14 protein-coding genes and 6 pseudogenes are annotated in these 23,355 nt (G+C 56.4%); 9 read left to right on the forward strand and 11 right to left on the reverse strand.

Translation table 11 applies throughout. The features are described 5' to 3' along the window. Positions 1–173 precede the first annotated feature (173 nt). From serC to ACTG1K_RS14735, 3 genes are all read right to left on the reverse strand, one after another. Entirely contained in the window at positions 174–1,262 is a 1,089-nt protein-coding gene (gene serC / locus ACTG1K_RS14725) for a 3-phosphoserine/phosphohydroxythreonine transaminase (protein WP_101531256.1), read from the reverse strand. 225 nt (positions 1,263–1,487) lie between these two features. Beyond that, positions 1,488–2,414, reverse strand: a complete 927-nt coding sequence (locus tag ACTG1K_RS14730; protein ID WP_069527231.1) for an electron transfer flavoprotein subunit alpha/FixB family protein — start codon at positions 2,412–2,414, stop codon at positions 1,488–1,490. Next, complete coding sequence (locus tag ACTG1K_RS14735; RefSeq protein WP_440005879.1) at positions 2,411–3,163, reverse strand: electron transfer flavoprotein subunit beta/FixA family protein; 753 nt, start codon at positions 3,161–3,163, stop codon at positions 2,411–2,413. The genes ACTG1K_RS14730 and ACTG1K_RS14735 overlap by 4 nt, the downstream gene beginning before the upstream one ends. Before the next feature lie 169 nt (positions 3,164–3,332). Between ACTG1K_RS14735 and ACTG1K_RS14740 the strand changes: the two genes are divergently transcribed. The 3 genes from ACTG1K_RS14740 to ACTG1K_RS14750 all read left to right on the forward strand — a co-directional run bounded on the left by ACTG1K_RS14740 (position 3,333) and on the right by ACTG1K_RS14750 (position 6,827). Beyond that, the gene (locus ACTG1K_RS14740) at positions 3,333–4,976 is read left to right on the forward strand and encodes an electron transfer flavoprotein-ubiquinone oxidoreductase (RefSeq protein WP_407959459.1); all 1,644 of its coding nucleotides are present in this window, start codon (positions 3,333–3,335) and stop codon (positions 4,974–4,976) included. A 293-nt stretch (positions 4,977–5,269) separates the two neighbouring features. Continuing rightward, the gene (gene corA / locus ACTG1K_RS14745; protein ID WP_026456618.1) at positions 5,270–6,217 is read left to right on the forward strand and encodes a magnesium/cobalt transporter CorA; all 948 of its coding nucleotides are present in this window, start codon (positions 5,270–5,272) and stop codon (positions 6,215–6,217) included. Positions 6,218–6,365: 148 nt separating this feature from the next. Beyond that, on the forward strand, positions 6,366–6,827 hold the full coding sequence (locus tag ACTG1K_RS14750) for a DUF2919 domain-containing protein (RefSeq protein WP_440005881.1): 462 nt from the start codon (positions 6,366–6,368) through the stop codon (positions 6,825–6,827). Positions 6,828–6,839: 12 nt separating this feature from the next. Here ACTG1K_RS14750 and ACTG1K_RS14755 read toward each other — a convergent pair whose 3' ends face one another. Continuing rightward, entirely contained in the window at positions 6,840–7,592 is a 753-nt protein-coding gene (locus tag ACTG1K_RS14755) for a hypothetical protein (RefSeq protein WP_259587636.1), read from the reverse strand. A 209-nt stretch (positions 7,593–7,801) separates the two neighbouring features. Here ACTG1K_RS14755 and ACTG1K_RS14760 point away from each other — a divergent pair. Further along, a pseudogene (locus ACTG1K_RS14760) lies at positions 7,802–8,886 on the forward strand (MFS transporter); the annotation flags it as partial. A 155-nt stretch (positions 8,887–9,041) separates the two neighbouring features. Next, a pseudogene (locus ACTG1K_RS14765) lies at positions 9,042–9,626 on the forward strand (TonB-dependent receptor plug domain-containing protein). A 20-nt stretch (positions 9,627–9,646) separates the two neighbouring features. On the opposite strand, the pseudogene ACTG1K_RS14770 reads toward ACTG1K_RS14765, so the two are convergent. From ACTG1K_RS14770 to ACTG1K_RS14780, 3 genes and pseudogenes are all read right to left on the reverse strand, one after another. Beyond that, positions 9,647–10,177: pseudogene (locus ACTG1K_RS14770) on the reverse strand (IS3 family transposase); the annotation flags it as partial. Positions 10,178–10,214: 37 nt separating this feature from the next. Then, a protein-coding gene (locus tag ACTG1K_RS14775) for an IS3 family transposase (protein ID WP_139731354.1) occupies positions 10,215–11,419 on the reverse strand; the annotation gives its coding sequence in 2 pieces (ribosomal slippage) (positions 10,215–11,101 and positions 11,101–11,419; 1,206 coding nt in all). 84 nt (positions 11,420–11,503) lie between these two features. Continuing rightward, a pseudogene (locus ACTG1K_RS14780) lies at positions 11,504–11,890 on the reverse strand (IS3 family transposase); the annotation flags it as partial. Positions 11,891–11,942: 52 nt separating this feature from the next. On the opposite strand from ACTG1K_RS14780, the pseudogene ACTG1K_RS14785 reads away from it, so the two are divergent. Beyond that, positions 11,943–12,985, forward strand: a pseudogene (locus tag ACTG1K_RS14785) (IS110 family transposase). Between the two features lie 324 nt (positions 12,986–13,309). Here ACTG1K_RS14785 and ACTG1K_RS14790 read toward each other — a convergent pair. After that, positions 13,310–14,452 (reverse strand): IS4-like element ISAs18 family transposase, encoded by a 1,143-nt coding sequence (locus ACTG1K_RS14790; protein WP_041204923.1) that lies wholly within the window; start codon positions 14,450–14,452, stop codon positions 13,310–13,312. Positions 14,453–14,643: 191 nt separating this feature from the next. On the opposite strand from ACTG1K_RS14790, the pseudogene ACTG1K_RS14795 reads away from it, so the two are divergent. Next, positions 14,644–15,750: pseudogene (locus ACTG1K_RS14795) on the forward strand (IS3 family transposase); the annotation flags it as partial. Positions 15,751–15,868: 118 nt separating this feature from the next. Here the strand turns inward: ACTG1K_RS14795 and ACTG1K_RS14800 are convergent. Beyond that, positions 15,869–18,343 (reverse strand): glycogen/starch/alpha-glucan phosphorylase, encoded by a 2,475-nt coding sequence (locus ACTG1K_RS14800; RefSeq protein WP_425856952.1) that lies wholly within the window; start codon positions 18,341–18,343, stop codon positions 15,869–15,871. Positions 18,344–18,718: 375 nt separating this feature from the next. Further along, positions 18,719–18,916, reverse strand: coding sequence for a DUF4250 domain-containing protein (locus tag ACTG1K_RS14805; protein ID WP_005333612.1), 198 nt, complete (start codon positions 18,914–18,916; stop codon positions 18,719–18,721). Between the two features lie 230 nt (positions 18,917–19,146). On the opposite strand from ACTG1K_RS14805, the gene ACTG1K_RS14810 reads away from it, so the two are divergent. Together ACTG1K_RS14810 and ACTG1K_RS14815 are read left to right on the forward strand one after the other, a co-directional pair. After that, entirely contained in the window at positions 19,147–19,632 is a 486-nt protein-coding gene (locus tag ACTG1K_RS14810; protein WP_019446120.1) for a cell division inhibitor, read from the forward strand. 412 nt (positions 19,633–20,044) lie between these two features. Then, positions 20,045–20,479 carry a YcgN family cysteine cluster protein gene (locus tag ACTG1K_RS14815; protein ID WP_005361134.1) on the forward strand — a complete coding sequence of 145 codons (435 nt, stop codon included), beginning with the start codon at positions 20,045–20,047 and terminating at the stop codon, positions 20,477–20,479. Positions 20,480–21,048: 569 nt separating this feature from the next. On the opposite strand, the gene pflB is transcribed toward ACTG1K_RS14815, so the two are convergent. After that, positions 21,049–23,331: a formate C-acetyltransferase gene (gene pflB / locus ACTG1K_RS14820; RefSeq protein WP_005352571.1), complete on the reverse strand. Its 2,283-nt coding sequence runs from the start codon at positions 23,329–23,331 to the stop codon at positions 21,049–21,051. Positions 23,332–23,355: the final 24 nt, after the last annotated feature.

Consider the following 23,355-nt stretch of genomic DNA (forward strand, 5'->3'; position numbering starts at 1 on the left):
GTCCCGCTCGGCAAGGGCACTTTCAGGGGAAATCGCACGGTAAACGCCAGCGAGCTGGTTCTGTTGAAAAAAAGACGCCGGGGTATCCCCGGCGTCTTGAATCACTGCAATAGCTGGAAGCGGCTCAAGGGTTGTCACGAGAGGCCACCAGCAAACACATAGGGGCACTCTTCTCAGCCGTTGCGCTTGGCAAAGTCATCCATAAAGCTCACCAGGGCCTTCACCCCCTCCAGCGGCATGGCGTTGTAGATGCTGGCGCGCATGCCACCGACAATGCGGTGCCCTTTGAGGGCCAGCAGGCCAGCGGCTTCCGATTCGGCCAGGAACTGCTTGTCCAGCTCGGCATTTTTCAGCTGGAACGGGATGTTCATCCGCGAACGGCAGCTGACATCCACCTGATTGCCATAGAAACTCGACTGATCGAGATAGTCATAGAGGAAATCTGCCTTCTCCTTGTTGCGCGCTTCCATCGCCTCGAGGCCACCCTGTTCTTTAAGCCACTCGAACACCAGACCGGCCAGATACCAGGCGTAGGTGGGCGGGGTGTTGAACATGGAGTCGTTCTTGGCAGTGAGCTTGTAGTCGAAAATCGACGGTACATCAGCGCGGGCCTGATCCAGCAGGTCATCGCGCACGATGGCGATGGCAAGCCCGGACGGCCCGATATTCTTCTGGGCACCGGCATAGATGATGCCAAAGCGGCTCACGTCGAGAGGATGGGAGAGAATGGTGGAGGAGAGATCCGCCACCAGCGGCACCTCGCCGGTGGCCGGGATGTCAAACATCTCGATGCCATCAATGGTTTCGTTCGGGCAGTAGTGAACGTAAGCCGCATCGGCGCGAAACGCCGGGGTCGGCAGCAGGTGGGAGATCCCCTGCTCGTTCTTGGCAACCCCCTGGAAGGTCTGGATATCGCCATACTTTTTGGCTTCATCCACCGCGCTCTGGGACCAGACACCGGTCAGCAGAAAGTCCGCTTTCTTGTTGGCCCCGCCCAGCAGGTTCATGGGCACGGCGGAGAACTGACCGCGGCCGCCACCGTGCATGAAGAGCACCTTGTAGTTGTCCGGCACTGCCAGCAGCTCGCGCAGATCCGCTTCAGCCTTCTCGGCCACCGCCATGTAGGGCTTGCCGCGATGGGAAAGCTCCATGACCGAGGCTCCCAGCCCCTGAAAATTACAAAATTCGCGCTGGGCGCGCTCCATGACTTCAACCGGCAGCATGGCGGGGCCGGCGCAGAAGTTGTAAATCTGTTTGCTCATGACGCTTTCCGTGAGTGGATGAGAGTAATCGATGACTTGTCAGGTTTTACACAAGAGCAGCCAGCGGATCAAAGGCTTTTTGGGAGCTGGCTCAACCTTTTACCGTCACTCTGCCTCCCCCTTGCCGTAGAAAAAGCCCTGAACGGGTCAGGGCTTGCAGGGAACATGCACAGAAATGGCGGGCAGAGCGCATAAACGACCACAGCCCAGCCATTTCTGACAAATTTACAGTTTGGCGGTGAGCTCCGGCAGCAGGGTGAAGAGATCCCCCACCAGCCCGTAGTCCGCCACCTGAAAGATGGGGGCATCGCTGTCCTTGTTGATGGCCACGATCACCTTCGACTCCTTCATCCCCGCCAGATGCTGGATGGCGCCCGAAATGCCGACCGCGATGTAGAGCTCGGGCGCCACCACCTTGCCGGTCTGCCCCACTTGCAGATCGTTGGCGACATATCCCGCATCAACGGCGGCTCGCGATGCCCCCACGGCACCGCCCAGCTTGTCGGCCAGCGCCTCAATCAGGGCAAACTGCGCCTTGGAACCAAGGGCTCGGCCACCGGAGACCACCACCCGAGCGGCGGTCAGTTCGGGCCTGCTTGAGCGCACCGCGCGGCGCTCGACCAACCGGGTACGACCAGCGAATTCGGGCACGGCCAAGTGCTCGATAAGAGCCTGTCCGCCCGTCGCCGTCTTGGCAAACGCGGTAGCCCGCACCGTCATCACTTTGACGGGCGCCGAGCTCACCACTCTGGCAATGGCATTGCCCGCATAGATGGGGCGCAGGAAGGTGTCGCTGCTCTCGATAGCCGTCACCTCGGAGAGCATCTCCACCCCGAGCCGGGCCGCCACCGGTGGCAGCAGCGCCTTGCCCATGGCACTCGCCGCCATCAGGCAGTGGCTGTAACCTTCGCACCAGCTGGCCAGCAGCTTGTCCACCCCATCCAGCAGCCCGTCGGCCAAGCGGGGATGTTCGGCAAGCAACACCTTGTCGACACCGCCAAGGGCAGCCGCCTGTTCACCCGCCTCGGTCAGCCCCTGACCCAGCAACAGCAGGTCAACCTGACCGCCGATGGATCCGGCGGCGGTGACCAGTTGTGCCACGTTGTCGGCCAGATGGCCCTGATGATGTTCGGCAATGATCAGCACGCTCATGGCAGCACCTTCGCTTCGTGTTTGAGTTTGTCCACCAGCTCGTCCACCGAGCCCACCTTGATCCCGGCGCTGCGGGCTGGCGGCGCCATCACCCCGAGCAAACGGGTCTGGTTGGCCACCTCAACGGCGAGTGTCGAGAACGGAGCGCTATCAAGCGGCTTGCGCTTGGCCTTCATGATGTTGGGCAGCGAAGCAAAGCGCGGTTCATTCAAACGCAGATCGGCGCTTACCACCGCAGGCAACGGCATGCCCAGGGTCTCGAGGCCACCGTCGATTTCGCGAGTCACCAGCAGTTCTCCCGCTTCCACCTTGAGGGCGGACGCGCAGGTCGCCAGCGGCCAATCATTGAGGGCAGCCAGCATCTGGGCCACCTGATTGTTGTCTGAATCGATGGACTGCTTGCCGAGCAGCACCAGATCCGGCTGCTCCTGCTCACACACCTTGTGCAAGGCGCGGGCGACAGTCAGCGGGGTGAGCGTCTCATCGGTGACATAATGCAGCGCCCGATCCGCCCCCAGCGCCAGCCCATGCCGCAGTTGCTCGGCGGCAGCGTCAGGGCCGAAGGTCACCACCACCAGTTCGCTGGCAACCCCGGCTTCCCGCAGCCTGCCCCCCTCCTCCACCGCAATTTCACAAAAGGGGTTGATCCCCATCTTCACATTGGCCAGCTCCACGTCGGAGCCGTCTCCCTTCACCCGGATCTTGACGTTGTAGTCGACTACCCGTTTGATCGCGACCAGCAGCTTCATGGGGTCATGCCTCGTCTCTTTGGATTGAATTCATTAGTGTGCCTCTGCGTTTGTTGCAGTACGCTCTTCCCTGATTTTTTGCTTTTTCTTGCTCAGTTTTGCTTACAACTGCTTTACGTTTACGTAAACTACCAGCATTACCCTAGGCCAACCAGAGCGCAGAGGCAAGATGGAACGGGAAGCAATGGAATTTGATGTCGTCATCGTCGGCGGCGGTCCGGCGGGGCTCAGTGCAGCCATCGCCCTGAAACAGCAGGATGCCACTCTCTCCGTCTGTCTGCTGGAGAAAGGGGCGGAAATTGGCGCCCATCTGCTCTCCGGCGCCCTGTTTGATCCCGTCGCCTTGCAAGAGCTGCTGCCGGATTGCTGGCAGCAAGCGCCGCTCGGCGTGCCGGTCAGCGACGATCAGGTGCATCTGCTGCAAAGCGAGCATCGTTCCCTGCAACTCCCCGCCTGGGCGGTGCCACCCCGGATGCACAATGAGGGTTGCCATGTGGTCAGTCTGGGCAATCTCTGCCGCTGGCTCGGCCAACAGGCGGAAAAACTGGGAGTCGAAATATACCCGGGATTTACCGCCAGCGAACTTATCATGGACGCGGGCCGGGTCAAGGGGGTCATCACCGGCGATCTGGGGCTGGATCGCGCGGGCAATCCGAAAGCAGATCATGTGCCCGGCATGGCGCTGCTCGGCCGCTACACCCTCTTTGCCGAGGGTGCCCGCGGCCATCTCGGCAAGCAGCTGATCGCCGACTTCAATCTGGCAAGCCCTGCCCAGCCCCAGCACTATGCCATCGGCTTCAAGGAGCTGTGGCAACTGCCAGCAGGTCAAGGCAAAGCAGGACAGGTGCTGCACGGCAGTGGCTGGCCCCTTGGCAAGCAGGGGGGCGGCAATAGTCACGGCGGTTTCTATCTCTATCACATGGAGGGGGATCAGGTGGCGATCGGGCTGATTGTCGATCTCAACTACCAGAATCCCTGGCTCAGCCCGTACGACGAATTCCAGCGCCTCAAGCATCACCCGCTTATCGCCGGCGTGTTGCAAGATGGGGAGCGCATCAGCTATGGCGCCCGCGCCATCACCAAGGGGGGCTGGCACGCCTTGCCCCGCATGCACTTCCCGGGCGGCCTGCTGATCGGTTGTAATGCGGGCACTCTCGACTTTTCCCGCATCAAGGGGATCCACACCGCCATGAAGTCCGGCATGCTGGCGGCAAAAACCGTCGCGATGGCCCTGCGGGGGGGCGATGAGGGAGGCCGAGATCTGGCCCAGTATGGCGACGAGCTGCACCAGAGCTGGCTGGCCCGCGAACTCAAGGCGGCGCGCAACTTCGGCGCGGCGCTTCACCGCTATGGTCCCTGGTTGGGCGGTGCCTTCAACTGGCTGGAACAACGGCTGTTTGGCGCAAACTCGCCCTTCAAGCTGCTCGATAAGGCTCACGACTACCGTCAGTTGCGCGTGGCCAGCCGCTGCAAGCCCATCCATTATCCCAAACCCGATGGCAAGCTGAGCTTTGACAAGCTCTCGTCTGTGTATCTGGCCAACACCAGTCACGACGAGGATCAACCTTGCCACCTCAAGCTGCAGGACGAGCGCATTCCGGTCGAGGTCAATCTGCCCACCTGGGCCGAACCCGCCCAACGCTACTGCCCGGCCGGGGTGTTTGAAGTGCTTGAAATGGAAGGCGCGGCCAAACTGCAGATCAACGCAGCCAACTGCATCCACTGCAAAACCTGCGATATCAAGGACCCCAGTCAAAACATTATCTGGACGCCGCCACAGGGGGGCTCCGGGCCCAATTATCCGAATATGTGATGAAGCGGGGCAGCGGCAACAAGCAGCCCCAGCTAGCCCTCCCCCAGCCAAAGGCTGGGTTCTACCCCGCATAGCCGCTCAGGTGATCCGACCTCGCTGTTTTTTTGAACAAACAAGCTGAATCCCTGATGAATAGCCCCTGACAAGCGCGGCCCGCCCCTGTATAGTTCGCCGCATTCAGGTTTTCCATCGGCCCGATCTGCTTATCCACGGGATCGCCTTCTGCAGCGATCTAAGGCCGCATGACCTGTGCAACCATCCCTGATTACCCATGACTTTTTAAGGGGGGACAGATGATCACCGCCTACATTCTCAACAACAAGGTGCTGGATATAGTCACGCTCGGGCCTGACGACATAGTACCTGACAACACGGTCTGGCTGGATGCCTACAAGCCGGATACGGCAGAGCGAGAATGGTTGACGGGCCTGTTCCTGGAAGAGGTCCCCGACAAGGAAGAGCTCGACGACATCGAAGCATCCGCCCGTTTTTACTGGGATACCGATGGTCTGCACATTCACTCCCTGTTTCCCCAGCGGATCGGTCGTGACACCAAGGGTGTCCACGTCTCCTTTACCCTGCGCAACAACCTGCTGATCAGCATTCGTGAAGATGACATCGGGCTGGTGCGCCTGCTGCGCCACTATATGCGCCAGGATCGGCTGGAGGTGGAGGATGCCCTCGACATCCTGCTGGAAGTGCAGAACCTCAAGGTGGAGTACCTCTCCGACCTTATCGAGGATGGTTACAAGACCTTGGAAAACACCGCCGATCAGATCTTCGAGCCGGATCAGATCAACCCCATGCTGAAAGAGTTGATGGCACAGGAAGAGGCCAACGGCCAGATCCGTCTCTCTCTGCACGATACCCGCCGCGCCCTGCGTTTCCTCAAACGCAGCCTGCGCCAGCGCATGAGCCTTGAGCAGAACAAGTGGATCGACGAGATGCTGCACGACGTGGAATCCTTGTTGCCCCACACCCAGTTCCTGTTCGACAAGATCAACTTCCAGCTGGAGGCCTCTATGGGGGTGACCAATCTGGAGCAGAACAAGGTGATCAAGATCTTCTCGGTAGCCGCCGTGATCTTCCTGCCGCCGACCCTGATCGCCAGTATCTATGGCATGAACTTTGGCCGTATGCCGGAGCTCGCCTGGGAGTATGGTTATCCCCTCTCGCTGGTGTTGATGGTGATGTCCTCGCTCGGCACCGGTCTCTTCTTCAAGCGCAAAGGCTGGCTGTAACGCCGCCGACGCGCGCTGCGATATCTGAAGAAACGGATTGGGGGGCATGGCCCCCCGATTAATTTGCGCCACGCCCAACGCCTTGCAAAGGGCGCTTCGTCGCCCCATATCCCCTTCATCACTCAATTCAAGTGGATAACGGGCAACCATGACCCTCTACCCCGAACACCGATATGACGATCACGGCCAGTTGCGCCCACCCCTCTGGTTCTGGCCCATCGCCCTGTTGTTGACCCGCTCGGTCTGGCTCTTTCTGATGGCGGGAGTGACCCGCGAGAGCGGCAGCGAGATCCTGACCCTCTTTTATCCGGACAAGATCACCCTCTACATCAGCCTGCTGACCGACGTACCCGCCATGCTGGCGTTGCTCGCCTGCGGCGGCACCTATCAGCAGACCCGGAGCATTCGCGCCAGACTCCGGCGCCACAGCCCGCTGCTGCTGCTCTGCTCTGCCGTCAGCGGCCTGCTGATGCAGTTGCACAGCCTCAATCTGCAGAAGTGGTCATTCAGCTGGCCCACCGCACTGGTGCTGGTCGCCAGCCTCTGGGCGCTCTGGTATCTGCTGCGCAGCCGCCAGCTACAGGAATATGCCGCAGATCAGCCCCACTGACGGGGCTGACACCTATTGACGAGTGACCCGGATCTGCAGGGTCTGGCGCTCGCTCTGGCTGCCTCGCCCGCCCTGTAGCTGGGTGCCGAGGCTACTCCCCTGATCCGCTGAGCTGGTCGAAAGCTCTCCCACCGTCAGCCACTGGCCCGGGGCCCCGCTCACTTCGGTGGCACTCTGCCCACGATTGATGGTGCCCTGATCCAGCCGCGCCTGTTCGCTGCTCAGCGCAATCTGCACCCGATCGCCAATCAAGGTGGCCGTGGCATAGAGGCCGTTCACCAGCGGCATCATCCCCACCACGGCCCCCCCGTTCCACTGATAGAAGGTGACCGGCTGATAGGAGCCCATCTGCAGCAGCACGGGACGGCCCGACAGCCCGCGCACCTGCCAGCTGTCGTTCTGGCTGCGCTGGTACTGCCGGGCGTTGCCATCGACCAGCCACTGCCGCTTGGCCTCGTCGCGACTGATTGAGCCCCCCAGTTGCTGACCGCTGGCGGCACCATCGACCCGCCACTCGATAAGCAGGCTTTGCGGTGGCTGGTTGATCTGCGCCAGCGTGGCTTCGGCCTCCTGCAGCTGGGCTGGCGTCCCGCTCAGCACCAGCTGATTCCCCATGGCGCTGACCCCAAGCTGGGGATAGATCTCCTTGAGGGTCTGCACCGCCGCCTGCGCCTCGAAGACCGGGATCACCTTCACCTCGGCCCACAGCGGCCAACACCACAACCAAAGCAACAGCCAGTATCCTCTCCAGCGCCACTTCCCCATCCTTGTCTCCCTCTCAGATCCGTCGCCGTACACCGCGCTCTAATGCCTCGTCATCATGAGCTATTCCTTGCGCTTTTCAATCCATGGCACCGTCCGCTTGAGTCAAAAAGCAGGGCAAGATAGCAAATACAATCAACAATAATTATCATTTGCCATAACGCAGTAATCGCTCGGATGCAATCCGGTCTCATTCTTCGAGCTTGCCGTCGATGAAGCCTGTAGCCACTACCCCAGCCACCATTCACCTTGCAATGCTTGTCAACATGCTCTCCATGGGCACCATGATGATGGTGATGCCCCTCGGGCCGGACCTGGTGGTCAGCCTCAGCATGGCACCAGAACAGACCGGCTATTTCAGCGGTGGCGCCACCCTGGGAACCGCCCTGATGGGGCTTATCGCCGCTCCCTGGCTCGATCGGGTTAATCGCAAGCCCGCGTTGCTGGTGCTGCTGATCTTGCATTTTCTGCTGTTGATGGCCAGTGCCCTGGTACAAAACAGCCAGCAGCTGCTGGGGCTGTGTGGCCGGACCGCTTGCAGCCATCCTAGTGGTACCCCTTGCCCTTATCCTGGTCCAGTGGTTCGGCTGGCAGAGCCCCTTCCTGCGGTTTGGGCTCTGCGGCCTGCTGCTGACCCTGCTCTGCACCATGCTGTTCCCTTCGCTGCCGGTCAGTCGTGCCCCTCACGGCAGCGGGTTACGCCAGCTGCTGGGCTCCCCGCTCTGCCAGGGCGCCCTGTTCATCCTCTGCCTGCAGATATTCGGTCACTTCTTGCTGATCCCGCATTTTGCCAAGTACTTCCAGTTCAACCTGGCTTTCCCCCGCGAGCAGATCGCCGCACTCTATCTGTGCGGCGGCCTCGCCAGCATGGCCACCATGCGACTGTGTGGCAGCTGGACTGATCAGGACCAGGCGCAGAGCGCCATTCCTGCTGCTGGCGCTGATCACCCTGCTCGGTTTCGCCCTGCCGGTCGGCATGCCCGTCTAACTGCTGTTCACCCTGTTAATGGCCCTGAGCTCGGCCCGTTCCAGTACCACCCTCGCCATCACGGCAGCCATTCCTGCGCCCCATCAGCGCGCCGCCTTCATGTCTTTTCAGGGGACGGTCACCAATGTGGCGGCCAGGCTGCTGGTATCGGGTCAGTGCGGCGTTCTGCACGGATTTGACCAGCTGGCCTGGATCAATATCGGCTGCGGTCTGCTAGCCTGCGGCGGTGTCTGATTCCTGCTCAAGGGGCTGGCACAGACAAGAAACAACAATAATCCCGAGTCTGGCCCCACCAGACAAGGAAGTCAGCGAGCCACCGGCCCCAGAGCCGGACCCCATAACCTCTGTTTTATTCATGGAGTTTTGACTATACAGTTCCTCGATTGAACCCCACCCTACTCTCACTTGGTCTGTGTGCCCTGCCAGGCCTGGCACAAGCCGAGGCCCCCAAAGCCAACGAAACCATGGTTATCACGGCGACACAGACCAAGCATACCGAGCTCTCGGCCCCAGCTAGTGTCTCTGTGATCACCCGTGCCGATCTGGATAAACATTCGGTCATGGATCTGACCGATGCACTGAAGACAGTGCCAGGGGTATCTTTCATCCCGTCCACGCCGAATGGTCGCTATGAGATCAAATTGCGGGGCATGGGAGGTAAATATGCGTTGATCCTGCTCAACAGCTACCGTCTGAATGCCCGGGAAGTGATGTAAGACAACGATGGCAATGACTTCGATATCGCCTCCATCCCAGTGGCCGCCATCGAGCGGATCGAAATTTTGCGTGGCCCGGCCTCCTCTCTGTATGGTTCTGATGCCATGGCCGGTGTCATTAACGTCATCACTCGCACACCTGGAAACAAGACAGAGGGCAGCCTTGGCTATGACTATCGCAACATCCCCTCTGGCAAAGGGGGAGACCTCTACAATGGTAGCGGCTACCTCAGTGGTGCCTTGGTCGACGATAAACTCTTTAGAAGTCTGATGGTTGGAAAATACAATCGCGATGCTTGGCAATCGGGTTCAACTTGGGTTGAGGTGTCCTGACAAGACCGGACAGTCCCGGATCAAGCAGCCTGAGCAGTTCTCCAATACCTCTTGTTAAACTCCGCCGGGCTGACATTGCCAAGTCGTGAATGCCGACGTGGCGGTTGTAAAAAATCTCTATGCATTCCTGGATCGCTGTCTTGGCCTCCGCTCTCGTTTTGAATCTATGGTGGTGAACCAGTTCATTTTTAAGAGACCCCCAGAAGCTTTCTATCGGGGCATTGTCGAAGCAGTTCCCCTTGCGTGACATGGAGGTCTGCATACCAAATTGTACCTGGAGAGCCCGGTAAGCCTTGGCACACCCCGGTCTGTTTGATGGATAAGCCCAACAGGCTGCCTCTTCTGCTGCACAGCCCGAAACAGCGCCTGACTGACCAACCCGGTGGTCATTCGCTCTACCATCGCATAACCCACTATCTCACAGGTAAACACATCCTTTTGAGACCAGCCAGATAAAGCCAGCCTTCGTCAGTGGCGATATAGGTCATATCACCGGTCCAGACTTCGTTGGGCTTCGTCGGCGCAAAGACCTGACCAAGGAGATTCTCCGCTGGATTTGACCCCATAGATCCAGACACTTTTTCCCGCTTAGGGTTGTGATACCCGACTGCGCAGAAATTCCCGAGGTGAACGGTATCCCAAGGCGCTGTGCGGGTGGTGTTCGTTATAATGCTCAAACGCGATGGCCAAGTTGCCTACCGCTGTTCGGCTATCTGGTTTCGGCATCATCTCGATATAGTCTCGCTTCATCGTCTTGACGAAGCTCTCCGCTATACCGTTGCTCTGTGGGCTTCTCACCGCAGTCGTTCTGGGCTCCAACCCGATTTCTCGTGCAAACGCGCGGGTCTCATGGGCGCGATACGCCGAGCCATTATCAGTCAGCCACTCCACCGGTGATGCCGGCAACGCATCCCCGAAGCGTCGTTCGACAGACCTCAGCATGACATCTTGCACTGTGTCACTGTCGTAACCCCCGGTACTGGCAGCCCAGTCCAAGGTTTCCCTGTCACAGCAGTCCATGGCGAACGTGACTCGTAGTTTTTCACCGTTATCGCAGCGAAACTCGAAGCCATCTGAGCACCAACGTCGATTGCTCTCTTTGACGGCAACACGCCCCTTATGTGCCTGCTGGGCCAATGGTGCCGCCGGTTTTCTTTCCAGCAGCAGGCCATGATCGCGCATAACGCGATATACCCGTTTGGCGTTTACCACAGGCTGTCGTGTTGCCTCTGACTGACGCCGTAACAGCGCCCAGACTCGGCGATACCCATAGGAGGGAAGCTCAGCCATCGCTTCCATGATCCGGCCAAGTAAGGCAGCATCATCATGCTGGCGATGATGACGACCATCTTGCCAACCTGGTTTTCGATGAACACGAACGGATAGCTGCGCACGCGATACATTAAGGGCCTGGCTCACAGCACTTAATCGTCGTCCCCCGGCAACAAGGGCGCATGCGCAATCCATTTTTTTGCTCGACCATACTCCACGGCTTCTTTGAGGATCTCGTTCTCCATGGTCTTCTTCCCGAGCAGACGCTGGAGCTCTCGGATCTGCTTGATGGCAGCAGCCAACTCGGAGGCTGGAACAACATCCTCACCGGCGGTGATCGCCGTGAGAGACCCTTCCTGGAATTGCTTACGCCATTTGAAAAGCTGGTTGGCGTTGACGTCGTGCAAGCGAGCGACATGAGAGACGGTCATTCCGGGCTCAAAGGTCTGCTGCACGATGGAGATCTTTTCCTGCGGAGTCCGGCGTCGACGGCGCTCAGCCCCTGTTAACACTTCGACCATCTTCTCGTTGCGACTAGTACTGAACATAGTTCCAAGACTACCTCTTAAGTTAAGAGGGGCGAAGTGTCTGGATCTTCAAGGGGCCAATCTATCCGCCACCGGCAGGGAATGAGCAGAATGGGTTGTCGCCTTGAATTTGCGCTTTTGTTTGCAAGACAACCCCATTTCACGGCGCAATCGCCCAATCCGGTCCCGTCCGGCGTAAAATCCTTCGGCGGCCAACTCAGCTTGTAAACGCGCTGCGCCATAGGTCTGGCGCGTCTTGCTGTGAGCAGCCCGAATGGCGACCTTGAGTCGTTCATTTCCTTGTTGGCGCTGTGACGGTGGACGCTGGCACCAGTGGTAGAAGCCCGCACGAGCGACCTCCAGCACACGACAGATAACGGAAATAGGATAGCGGTCCTGCTGCTTGGCTATCCACGCGTACTTGGCAGTGACTCCTGAGCGAAGTACGCGGCGGCCTAATGGGATGGTCTGCTCCATCCACCCCGCTATGCTGTAGCCAGCATCAAGGAGGCTCATCATGACGCAAGCGCAGATTTACATTTACGGGATCGATTTAGGCAAAAACTGGTTTCACCTGGTGGCGATGAATCGCATCGGGCATGTATTGACCAAGCAAAAGCTCACTCGTTCACAACTGAAACAGTTCATCAGTACGACTCCACCCTGTCGGGTTGCCTTCGAGGCATGTCCTGGTTCGCAATACTGGGGACGCCTGTTCTAACAGGCGGGGTTCGAGCCCAAGATTATTCCCGCTCAATTTGTTAAGCCCTACCTCAAATCAAACAAGAATGACTTCAACGATGCTACCGCCATTGCCGAGGCTGGTAGCAGAGGCACTATGCGCTGTGTCCCGTTGAAATCTCATGAGCAACTGGCATTGCAGGCGACTCATCGCGTCCGTCAGCGTTTCATCGTCGAACGTACCGCCACTGTCAATCAGATGCGAGCGTTGCTGCTGGAATATGGGCTCACCGTGCCAGTCGGCAGAAAAGTCTTCGAGCGCGCCCTACCGGCGATCCTTGAAGATGCCGAGAATGGCTTGCCTGACTTTATCCGTGCCCTGGTATTACGCCTGAGAGAACGGTGGCAACAGCTGGATATTCAGATTGATGACATGAGCCTCATGCTCGGACAAGCCTTAAGCGCATCAGGTTTGTGCCAAAAAATCAGTACCGTCCCCGGCATTGGACCAATTGTCTCAACCGCGTTGATTGCCGCGATTGGCAATGGCTCACAATTCAAGAAAGCCCGCGACCTGTCAGCCTGGTTGGGGCTGGTCCCCAGGCAATATTCAACGGGCGGCAAATCTTCGCTCGGCGGGATCAGTAAGCGTGGCAATAGCTATTTAAGGCAAATGGTTATTCAAGGCGCCAAAGCGCTAAAAATTCACATGAAGCGTGACAAATCATCGTTAGGCGAATGGATCGCTAGGCTGGAGGCCGGCCTCACCATCATGTGGTCCTTATCGCCTTGGCCAACAAGATAATGCGAATTTGCTGGAAAGTACTGACATCCGGCAGGGATTACCAACCCTATCCCAACGCAAGCGCAGCCGTTTAACAGATATAACTCATACCCGGTTTTGCGAGCCAAAAACAGATGACAGATGCGTTCACCCCACGACGTTGCAGCCTGGCTAAAAAAGCAGTCTCTCATGACTGGTAGCTTTATTAGGACGGCGACGTGCGGATCCCATCAAGGCCAGAGCCGGAAAACGGCTCACAGACAGGCCGGATACATTGACGCAAACGACTTCTGGAAATCAGCTCAAGCTTGCAGATAAGGAGCAGACCATACATTCTTTATGATGTCGCGCTCCATGTTGGCTTGTGCGAGAGCGTTGCGTAGCCGGGCCACCTCAGAGATCCCCTCATTTTTAGAGACTCAAATAATTCCAAGTGTGCGGGTATATAAGCGGTGTTGCTTCAGGTAGTAGATAAATTTATCCATCAACAAGACCGCATTGGCTTCTTTCATTTTAGGTAGCAACTGGTAATAGATGACCCCTTGCCGAAAGAACGAATAGGTTCGGCTCTTGCTGGTATTGACCTTGATCGTTCTCTCTAGACCGACACTGTCTCCAGCCTTACCCAGCAGCGTCAGCAAGACGATGGCCAGGGCACTGAATAAAAACAGTCGGTCGCGCCGGACCGGATTACTGATGTGCACATCTCCCATACCCATGCCGAATTTGTAATCTTTGATATCACGAAAACTGGTCTCGATACCCCAGCGCTGGCCGTATAGTTGCAACGCCTTGGCGGCGCTCAGGTCGGTCCGGTTACTGGCCAGAAACCACGCGTCTTTCATGCCACTCTTATGACAACAATAGACCCGTTCGACAGGCTGTCGCTGCCCAGTTAGCTCCACCGCTTTGAGGGTTCGGGTGCGCCCGGTCGGCGTTAGCCAGTCCCGAGCTGGAACCTGCTCTACACCAGGGTAACCAACCAAAACATTTCCTTTAAATCTAATGAGATAAGCAAAGCCTAGCTCTTGCTCCAGGCGTTCGAACAGCTCCATGTAACCAAAGCCGCGGTCAGCTACTACCGTCACGAAGATACCCTCTGGCAACGTCTGCTTGAGCTTGGTGAGCAGCTCTTTCTCATGGGCATTGCGTTGCCCTTTGAGCAACGATTTCCGATGGGTTTTCCACAGCAGCGGAGTACTGCGACCGTGGTTGGTTTGCAGGCTGATAACCAAGGTACTGTGATCATCGGCATCGAATTCGGTCCAGTCCATGGAGACTACGATCTCGGTACGTTCACCGACCACATAGGGCACCCAATCGTCAAAGAGGCTCCAGACATTGAGCTTGGTGTTAGTGAGCAGGCGATCCACCTGTTTAACCGCATGTTTACGTTCGAGACCGTTGGCCAAGGAGAGGCCACTACCGATGGCGTGGATGGCCAGTGAACCTGACTCGATAACCCCGAGGGTAGCATTGGCGAGGGAAAGAACACGCTTAGCATGCATGTCCTGTCCAAATATATCGTCGATGTGGTTGAGGATTAGTTCGTGGTTAAACATGGGGATAGTCTGTTGGGTATTAGCTGGTCAAGGATGGCGATCATACCTCAGAAGCCGCGCCACGCCTCGCTCATATGAGGGGATGGTTAAGCGGGCCACTTCAGCCTCCAGCTCGGCGACAGATGTAGTGGTCTAATCATCCCGGACACCATTTTAGGTGGTACAGTCGCCACCATGACCTGAGGTGTTCAATGACAAGATTACGTCGCTCATTTACTGCCGAATTCAAACTCGAAGCCGCATCCCTGGTGCTCGACCAGGGATATTCTGTCCCTGAAGCCAGCCGTTCACTGGATGTCGGTGAAACCGTACTCCGTCGCTGGGTTCAGCAACGGCAATCCGAACGAACTGGCACAACCCCAACGAGTAAAGCGCTGACTCCGGAGCAGCAAAAAATCCAGGAGCTGGAAGCCCGTATCAATCGACTCGAACGTGAAAAGGACATTCTAAAAAAGGCTACTGCTCTCTTGATGGCGGACGACTTCACACGTACGTACTGATAGACCGATTAAGGGAGCAAGCCCCCATCACCCTGGTCTGCTGCGCTTTCGATGTTCCAACATCCTGTTTTTACGACTATCTGGCCCGCAGGCGGGCGATTAACCGTGAGCGCATGCAGCCGCGCCTTGATGTCGATGATGCGGGAGTTGGGATATCAGATTGGTCGATTCAAAGTACGTAACCTGATGAAGGAAGCCGGGCTGGTATCCAAGCAACCGGGCGCTCATCGCTATCAGGTCGCTCGGTCTGAACGACCGGACATTCCCAATCTGCTGGCCCGCGAATTTGATGTCCAGCAACCCAATCAGGTGTGGTGTGGCGATATCACCTACGTCTGGGCAGGTGGCCGTTGGCATTACCTGGCAGCGGTTCTTGACCTGCACACCCGGCGGGTCGTGGGCTGGGCGATGTCTGATAAGCCTGATGCAGAATTGGCAATCAAAACACTGGAGATGGCCTATCAGCAGCGGGGTTGCCCATCCGGTGTGCTATTTCACTCTGACTAGGGCTGCCAATATGGTAGCCGGGCATTTCGGCAACGACTGTGGCGCTATCGCATGACCCAGAGTATGAGTCGGCGTGGCAACTGCTGGGATAACGCCCCGATGGAACGGTTGTTCAGAAGCCTGAAGTCAGAGTGGCTCCCGGCTATGGGATATATGAGCTTGCGAGAGGCGAAGCGGGATATCAGTTACTACCTGATGGATTACTACAACTGGCGTCGTCCACATTGCCACAATGACGGGATGCCACCAGCAAAAGCCGAAGAACGGCCTAACCAAGTGTCCGGATTTAGTTGGTCACTACAGTTCAAACTATACGGCCTGAGCCGGGTAGAGTACCGAACTCAGGCCATGTCATTCGCCAGCTAACGTGGGATGCACTTTATTGCGTTTTTTTCATCTCTGCATCTAATTAGCCGATGTTGCAGGGCTTCAGCGCCCAGATCCGATCCACATAGTCCTGAATGGAGCGGTCGGAGTTGAACTTGCCCATGGTGGCCGAGTTGATGATGGCCTTCTTCGCCCACAGTGCCGGATCCCGATACCAGGTATCGATCAGCTTGTGTGCATCCGAGTAGGACTGGAAGTCCGCCAGGGTCAGGTAAGGGTCTCCCCCTTCCAGCAAAGAGCGCTTGATGGAGGCCAGCTCACCCGGACGACCCGGCGTGAAGTAGTCGGTATCAAACCAGTCCAGCACGGCTTTGAGCTCGGAGTTGGCATAGTAGAAGTCGTACGGGTTGTAACCGCGCGCCTTCAGCGACTTCACTTCGTCCACGTTCAGACCGAAGATGGCACAGTTTTCGGCACCTGCCTCTTCCGCGATCTCGATGTTGGCTCCATCCAGCGTCCCGATGGTGATTGCACCGTTGAGTGCCATCTTCATGTTGCCGGTACCGGATGCTTCATAACCTGCAGTAGAGATCTGCTCGGAGACATCTGCTGCCGGGATCAGCTTCTCGGCCAGACTCACGCGGTAGTTCGGCATGAACACTACTTTCAGCTTGCCCTGGATACGAGCATCGTTATTGACCCGATCCGCCAGCTTGTTGATGGCATAGATAATGTCTTTGGCCAGCTTGTAACCGGGCGCCGCTTTGGAGCCGAAGATAAACACACGCGGATGCATGTCATAGTCCGGGTTGGCCAGCAGACGACGATAGAGCGCCATGATGTGAATAAGGTTCAGCTGCTGGCGCTTGTACTCGTGCAGACGCTTGATCTGAACGTCAAAGATCGCCTCGGCACTGACATCGATACCGGTTTCGTCTTTGATGACCTTGACCAGCTTCTCTTTGTTGTGACGCTTGATGGTCATGAACTGCTGCTGGAACGCCTTGTCATCGGCAAACTTCACCACCCCACGCAGTTTGTCCAGTTGCAGCGGCCACTCCTTGCCCACTACTTCGTTGTAGAGGCCAGCCAGTTCCGGGTTGCACGCCAGCAGCCAGCGACGCGGGGTCACCCCGTTGGTCACGTTGCACATTTTTTCCGGCCACAGCTCGGCATACTCGGGGAAGAGATCTTCCTTAACCAGCTTGGAGTGGATCTCGGCCACACCGTTCACTTTGGACGAACCGATCACGCACAGGTTGCCCATGCGAACCTTGCGCACATCTCCCTCTTCGATGATGGAGAGCTTGGCCTTGATGGCATCGTTGCCCGGCCACTTGGGCTCCACCAACTCGTTCAGGAAACGGGCGTTGATCTCGTAAATCACCTCCAGATGGCGAGGCAGTACTTTCTCGAACAGGCTGACCGACCACTTCTCCAGCGCTTCCGGCAGCAGAGTGTGGTTGGTATAAGAGAATACCTGATAGCAGATAGCCCAAGCGGCATCCCAGTTAAGATCTTCCTCGTCAACCAGCACCCGCATCAGTTCCGGGATGGCGACAGTCGGGTGAGTATCGTTGAGCTGAATGGCAATTTGCGCGGCAAAGTTGCTGAAGTCACTGCCATGGACCCGCTTGTAGCGGCGCATGATGTCCTTGATGGAGCAAGCACAGAAGAAGTACTGCTGGATCAGACGCAGCTCTTTACCTGCATCGGTCTCATCGTTCGGATACAGCACCTTGGAGATGGTCTCGGCCTGGGCTTTCTCAGCCTGGGAGTCGATGTAACCACCGGCGTTGAACACGTCCCAGTCGAAAAACTCGGAGGCGCGGGATTCCCACAAACGCAGGATGTTGACGGTGTGACCGCCAAAACCGACCACCGGAATATCCCAAGGTACCCCTTTAATCTTGCGACCGGCGTGCCATACCTTCTTCAGGCCGCCATTGTCACCAAACACGGTCTCGACGTAGCCATAGAGCGGCACTTCTTGCACCGACTCGGGACGGCAGATCTCCCAGGGGTTGCCATATTCACGCCAGGAGTCCGGACGCTCGATCTGGCGGCCATCCTGGATTTCCTGACGGAACAGACCGTGTTCGTAGTGGATACCATAGCCAACCGCCGGATAGTTCAGGGTGGCCAGCGAGTCGATAAAGCAGGCAGCCAGACGACCCAGGCCGCCGTTGCCAAGTGCCATATCCGGCTCTTGTTCGCACAGGTCGGTCAGTTCCAGACCGAGTTCGCCCAGCGCCTCTTCGCAAATCTTGTAGAGGGAGAGGTTGTGCAGGTTGTTGGAAGTCAATCGTCCCATCAGGAATTCAGCAGAGAGATAGTGAATCGCACGAGTATCTTTCTTGAAATGAGTCTGCTGAGTGCGGGTCAGGCGCTCGTACACCTGTTCATTGACGGCCGCCGCAGTGGCTTTCCACCACGCTTCGGGAGAGGCTTTCTGTTCGCTTGTTCCCAAGGTAGAACGCAGGTGACGCACGATACTCGCCTTGAGCTGATCTTTATCCAGTTGGAGATCCTGGTCTGTCTTCTTCTTGGTAGCCATAAACCATATTCCTTCGTTACAAATAAAATTGTTATCCCGCTTGCGGGACCGGCGCTGTTGTTATCTCAAAATATGTACCGGCGTGAGAATACTAACTAAAGCGGCAGAATTAAAAGTTAACGCAAGTCACACTTTAACCGATAAAAACAGCCTGAAAAGCTTGAAAACCCTTTCCTTTAATTGATCGCACAAAAACAAACATTCCCTTTATTATCATAAGCTTAATGAAACAATAAAAATATTCTGGCATGAATAGGTTTTCAGAGATTGCCAAGCCTTGAAAATCCCTGAAAATAGGCAGCAAGACGGCACATTGAAACCGGTTTCAATGTGCCTGAAAAATTACCGTATAAATATGAAGCAATCATTGCACCCTTAAAGATGTGCCTTGAACTGATTACTCAATGGATCGTAATGGTACCCAATCTGATCCAGACGTCCTGCCAACTGCTCTTCACTCATATCGTAATAGGCCAGCAGCTCCTCCAACCCGTCACACTCAAGCCTTAGCTTCTCATTGATGATGCCCAGCAAGATGTTGGCATCAAGACGTTGCAAGGTACTGATATCCATGGCGGCACCTCCTGTAAATGACCTGTATAACCATGGGCGGTTACGCAAGGTTTGTCCATAGTACGAAAAACACCCAACTAGCTTTATATTAAATAGTGTTTAAAAACATAACCTTACTAACGATACATGCCAACACCATCACATTTTTCAGCAAAAACACCTTGTCACTGCCACAGGATAGAACTACTGTATGCGCATACAGCTTGGATATTCATACAGGAAGCCCATATATGAACCAGCCCCTGCACTCACTGCCCTTTGCGATGAATCGTGTCATGAGCAAGCCCTGGCCAACCAGAACCGCCTGCAAAGCGGAGTTGGCTCATTATGGTGTGACTATTCAGTCTGATGATCAGTTTCTGAGCGAGCTGACCAAGCTTGGGGAGGCTCATACCGGCTGGATCTTGTTGATCGCCCCGCCGGGACGCCCCACAGTCAGCCGTCTGGAAGAGCGAGGTATCGATCCCAAGAGAGTGCTGGTGGTACATAGCCCCAAAATCAAGAACTGGCAGCAAACCCTGGAGCGCAGTCTGGGCAATGGTCACTGCGCCGCCGTATTTACCTGGCTACCCGAGCAGATCGAGCTGGATCACGTCAAGCTGCAGCGACTGGGACAGCAATCTGGCGTACTCACCCGCTTCTTTGGCGCGAAACGGGCTAACCTCGGCACACCTCTGCTGGCCTATTCAGAGCAAGATATCTATCTCAACCATTAAGACAAAAAACGAACGCCTACGCAGGCTCTCCCGCGGGTCGCAGTGACAGAAGGGCGCAAACAATATGTGACCAGCGGCTTTATTTGAAAGACAAGCTTGCAACAGCCTGACGGTAGGCATCGGAGATCATTTGACCCTGCTTGCTGCAAGCAGACAAACATCAAAAGATGTAACGGATAAAGAAGCAGAAAATAAAACCTGAACTGGACAATCATGCAGCCCAAGTATTCAAACCTGCGGGACTTCCTGCCCACCAGCGAACCCGTTTGAGCAATATGATGAGGCTGAAAGTCATTGCATTCATTTGAGCTGATCACGACAATTTGCCCACCGGAGTGACCCTCTCCTTGAAATACCGGGTAACAAGGGGTATAACCACGCGTTTTATCAGGTGTAATAAGTGAGCGGTATGATGCAAGCCCCTTTTTGGCAGACCAAGAGTCTGCAGCAGATGACTGAATCCGAATGGGAATCCCTCTGCGATGGTTGCGGAAAATGCTGCCTCAACAAGCTGATCGATGAAGATACCGACGAACTGGTTTTCACCAATGTCGCCTGCAATTTGCTTAACACCAAGACCTGTCAGTGCTCTGATTACGCCAATCGTTTCAAAAAAGAGCCTGACTGTCTGCAGATCACCCATGACAAGATCACCGAATATGACTGGCTCCCCTCAACCTGCGCATATCGCCTGCTGTCTGAAGGTGACGCTCTTCCAGAGTGGCATCCTCTGCTGACCGGCAGTCGTTCCGCGATGCATCAGGCTGGTCAATCCGTCCGTGGCAAAGTCATTCACGAGGATCAGGCGGGTGAATGGATCGATCACATCATCACCTGGGCCAGCTGACACGCTCAACCCGCTATTCTCCAGAGGCAAGGGCTGCACAATGTGCAGCCCTTGTTGTTTCTGTAAGCAGGGTTTGTAGCTTCACACATATCTGGCTGGCTAAACCAGACCCCCTCCCAGCTGCGCATTGAGAGAGATAGAGGCAGAGGCAGAGGCAGAGGCAGAGGCAGAGGCAGAGGCAGAGGCAGAGGCAGAGGCAGAGGCAGAGGCAGAGGCAGAGAATGATTCCATAGTCACAGGCTTACGGATATTGCTTTATACCCGCGATGGCGCCTCTGTTCACCCCTTAAACCTGATCAGCTGTTCCACGAGCCATAGCAACACTGATGCAATGGCAGGCAAAGCAACCGCCTATCCCCTTAGAGCGCGAATAAAGCACAATCGCATTACAGACGGGGCCTAGGTCAATCCTGGTGAGCCCCTCCCCTTAATCCTCTTCGAATACCCAGTAACAACTGTTGTGGTTGCGATGGAACTGGAGGCGATTCACAGGGGATGATTACTCCCCCTGAATCGCACGCATAAAAAAACCGGCGCCTTGGCGCCGGTTTTTGCTCACTACGTCTCGATTACAGAGAAGCGGTGAAGGTACGAGTGATGACGTCTTGCTGTTGCTCTTTGGTCAAAGAGTTGAAGCGAACGGCATAACCGGATACGCGGATGGTCAACTGCGGATATTTCTCCGGGTTTTCCATGGCGTCCAGCAGCATTTCACGGTTCATCACGTTAACGTTCAGGTGCTGACCACCCTCTACGTTAGATTCGTGGTGGAAGTAACCGTCCATCAGGCCAGCCAGGTTGGCTTTCTGGGCTTCCATATCTTTACCCAGTGCGTTCGGAACGATGGAGAAGGTATAGGAGATACCATCTTTAGCGTAAGCGAACGGCAGCTTGGCTACGGAAGTCAGGGAAGCAACAGCCCCCTTCTGGTCACGACCGTGCATCGGGTTTGCACCCGGGCCGAACGGAGCACCGGCACGACGGCCATCCGGGGTGTTACCGGTCTTCTTGCCATATACCACGTTGGAGGTAATGGTCAGAACAGACTGGGTAGCAACAGCACCACGGTAGGTGTTCAGCTTCTGAATCTTCTTCATGAAGCGCTCAACCAGGTCACAGGCGATATCATCGACGCGAGCGTCGTTGTTACCGAACTGCGGGTATTCGCCTTCGATTTCGAAATCGATGGCAACGCCATCTTCGTCACGAATCGGCTTGACCTTGGCGTACTTGATGGCAGACAGGGAGTCAGCGGCTACAGACAGACCAGCGATACCACACGCCATGGTGCGATATACGTCACGGTCGTGCAGCGCCATCAGAGAGGCTTCGTAGCTGTACTTGTCGTGCATGTAGTGGATGATGTTCAGCGCAGCAACGTATTGCTTGGCCAGCCAATCCATGAAGTGGTCCAGACGATCCATTACGTCGTTGTAGTCGAGGTACTCGGACTTGACCATCTCGGTTTTCGGACCGACCTGGATCTTGAGCTTCTCGTCCATACCACCGTTGATTGCATACAGCATGGTCTTGGCCAGGTTGGCACGAGCACCGAAGAACTGCATCTGCTTACCAACGATCATCGGGGATACACAGCAAGCGATGGCGTAGTCATCGTTGTTGAAATCCGGACGCATCAGATCGTCGTTCTCGTACTGAACGGAAGAGGTCTCGATGGATACCTTGGCACAGTACTTTTTGAAACCGACCGGCAGCTTCTCGGACCACAGGATGGTCAGGTTCGGCTCAGGGGACGGGCCCATGGTGTACAGGGTGTTCAGCATACGGAAGCTGTTCTTGGTGACCAGAGTACGGCCGTCAACGCCCATACCAGCCAGGGTCTCGGTCGCCCACATCGGGTCGCCGGAGAACAGTGAGTCGTATTCCGGAGTACGCAGGAAGCGAACCATACGCAGCTTCATGACCATGTGGTCCATCAGCTCCTGGGCTTCTTGCTCGGTGATCAGGCCTTTTTGCAGGTCACGCTCGATGTAGATATCCAGGAAGCTGGAGGTACGACCGAAGGACATGGCTGCACCGTTCTGGGACTTGACTGCCGCCAGGTAGGCGAAGTAGGTCCACTGTACGGCTTCTTTGGCGTTCTTGGCCGGTACGGAGATATCGCAACCGTACTTGGCAGCCATCACCTTCATCTGTGCCAGGGCACGGTGCTGCTCGGAGATCTCTTCGCGCAGACGGATGGTGGCTTCCAGGTTGACGCCGTTTTCCAGGTCAGCTTGCAGGGACTTGAACTGGGCCAGTTTGTCGGCCATCAGGAAGTCAACACCGTACAGAGCAACACGACGGTAGTCACCGATGATACGGCCACGGCCGTAGGCATCCGGCAGACCGGTGATAACACCAGACTTACGGCAGTTCAGGATGTCTTTGGTGTAAACGTCAAACACGCCCTGGTTGTGAGTCTTGCGGTATTCGGTGAAGATCTTCTCGACCATCGGGTCCAGTTGACGACCGTACACTTCGCAAGAAGTTTTAACCATCTTGATACCGCCGTTGGCGATGATGGCGCGCTTCAGCGGCTTGTCAGTCTGCAGACCAACGATCTGCTCCAGGCTCTGATCGATATAACCGGCATCGTGTGCGGTAATGGTGGAGGGCAGGTCAGTATCAAAATCAACCGGCGCATGAGTGCGGTTCTCGATTTTGATCCCTTCCATGACCTTGTCCCACAGCTTGGTGGTCGCTTCGGTCGCGCCAGCCAGGAAGGACTCGTCACCTTCATACGGGGTGTAGTTCTTCTGGATGAAGTCACGGGTGTTGACAGAGGTCTGCCATTCACCGGCCGCGAAGCCTTCCCATGCTTTTTGGAACTGTTCGTTAAGTTCTGCCATTTTTCATTACCTCACACGGTATTG

The organism is Aeromonas sp. 102P (assembly GCF_051920345.1).
Taxonomy (GTDB): Bacteria; Pseudomonadota; Gammaproteobacteria; order Enterobacterales; family Aeromonadaceae; genus Aeromonas; species Aeromonas veronii.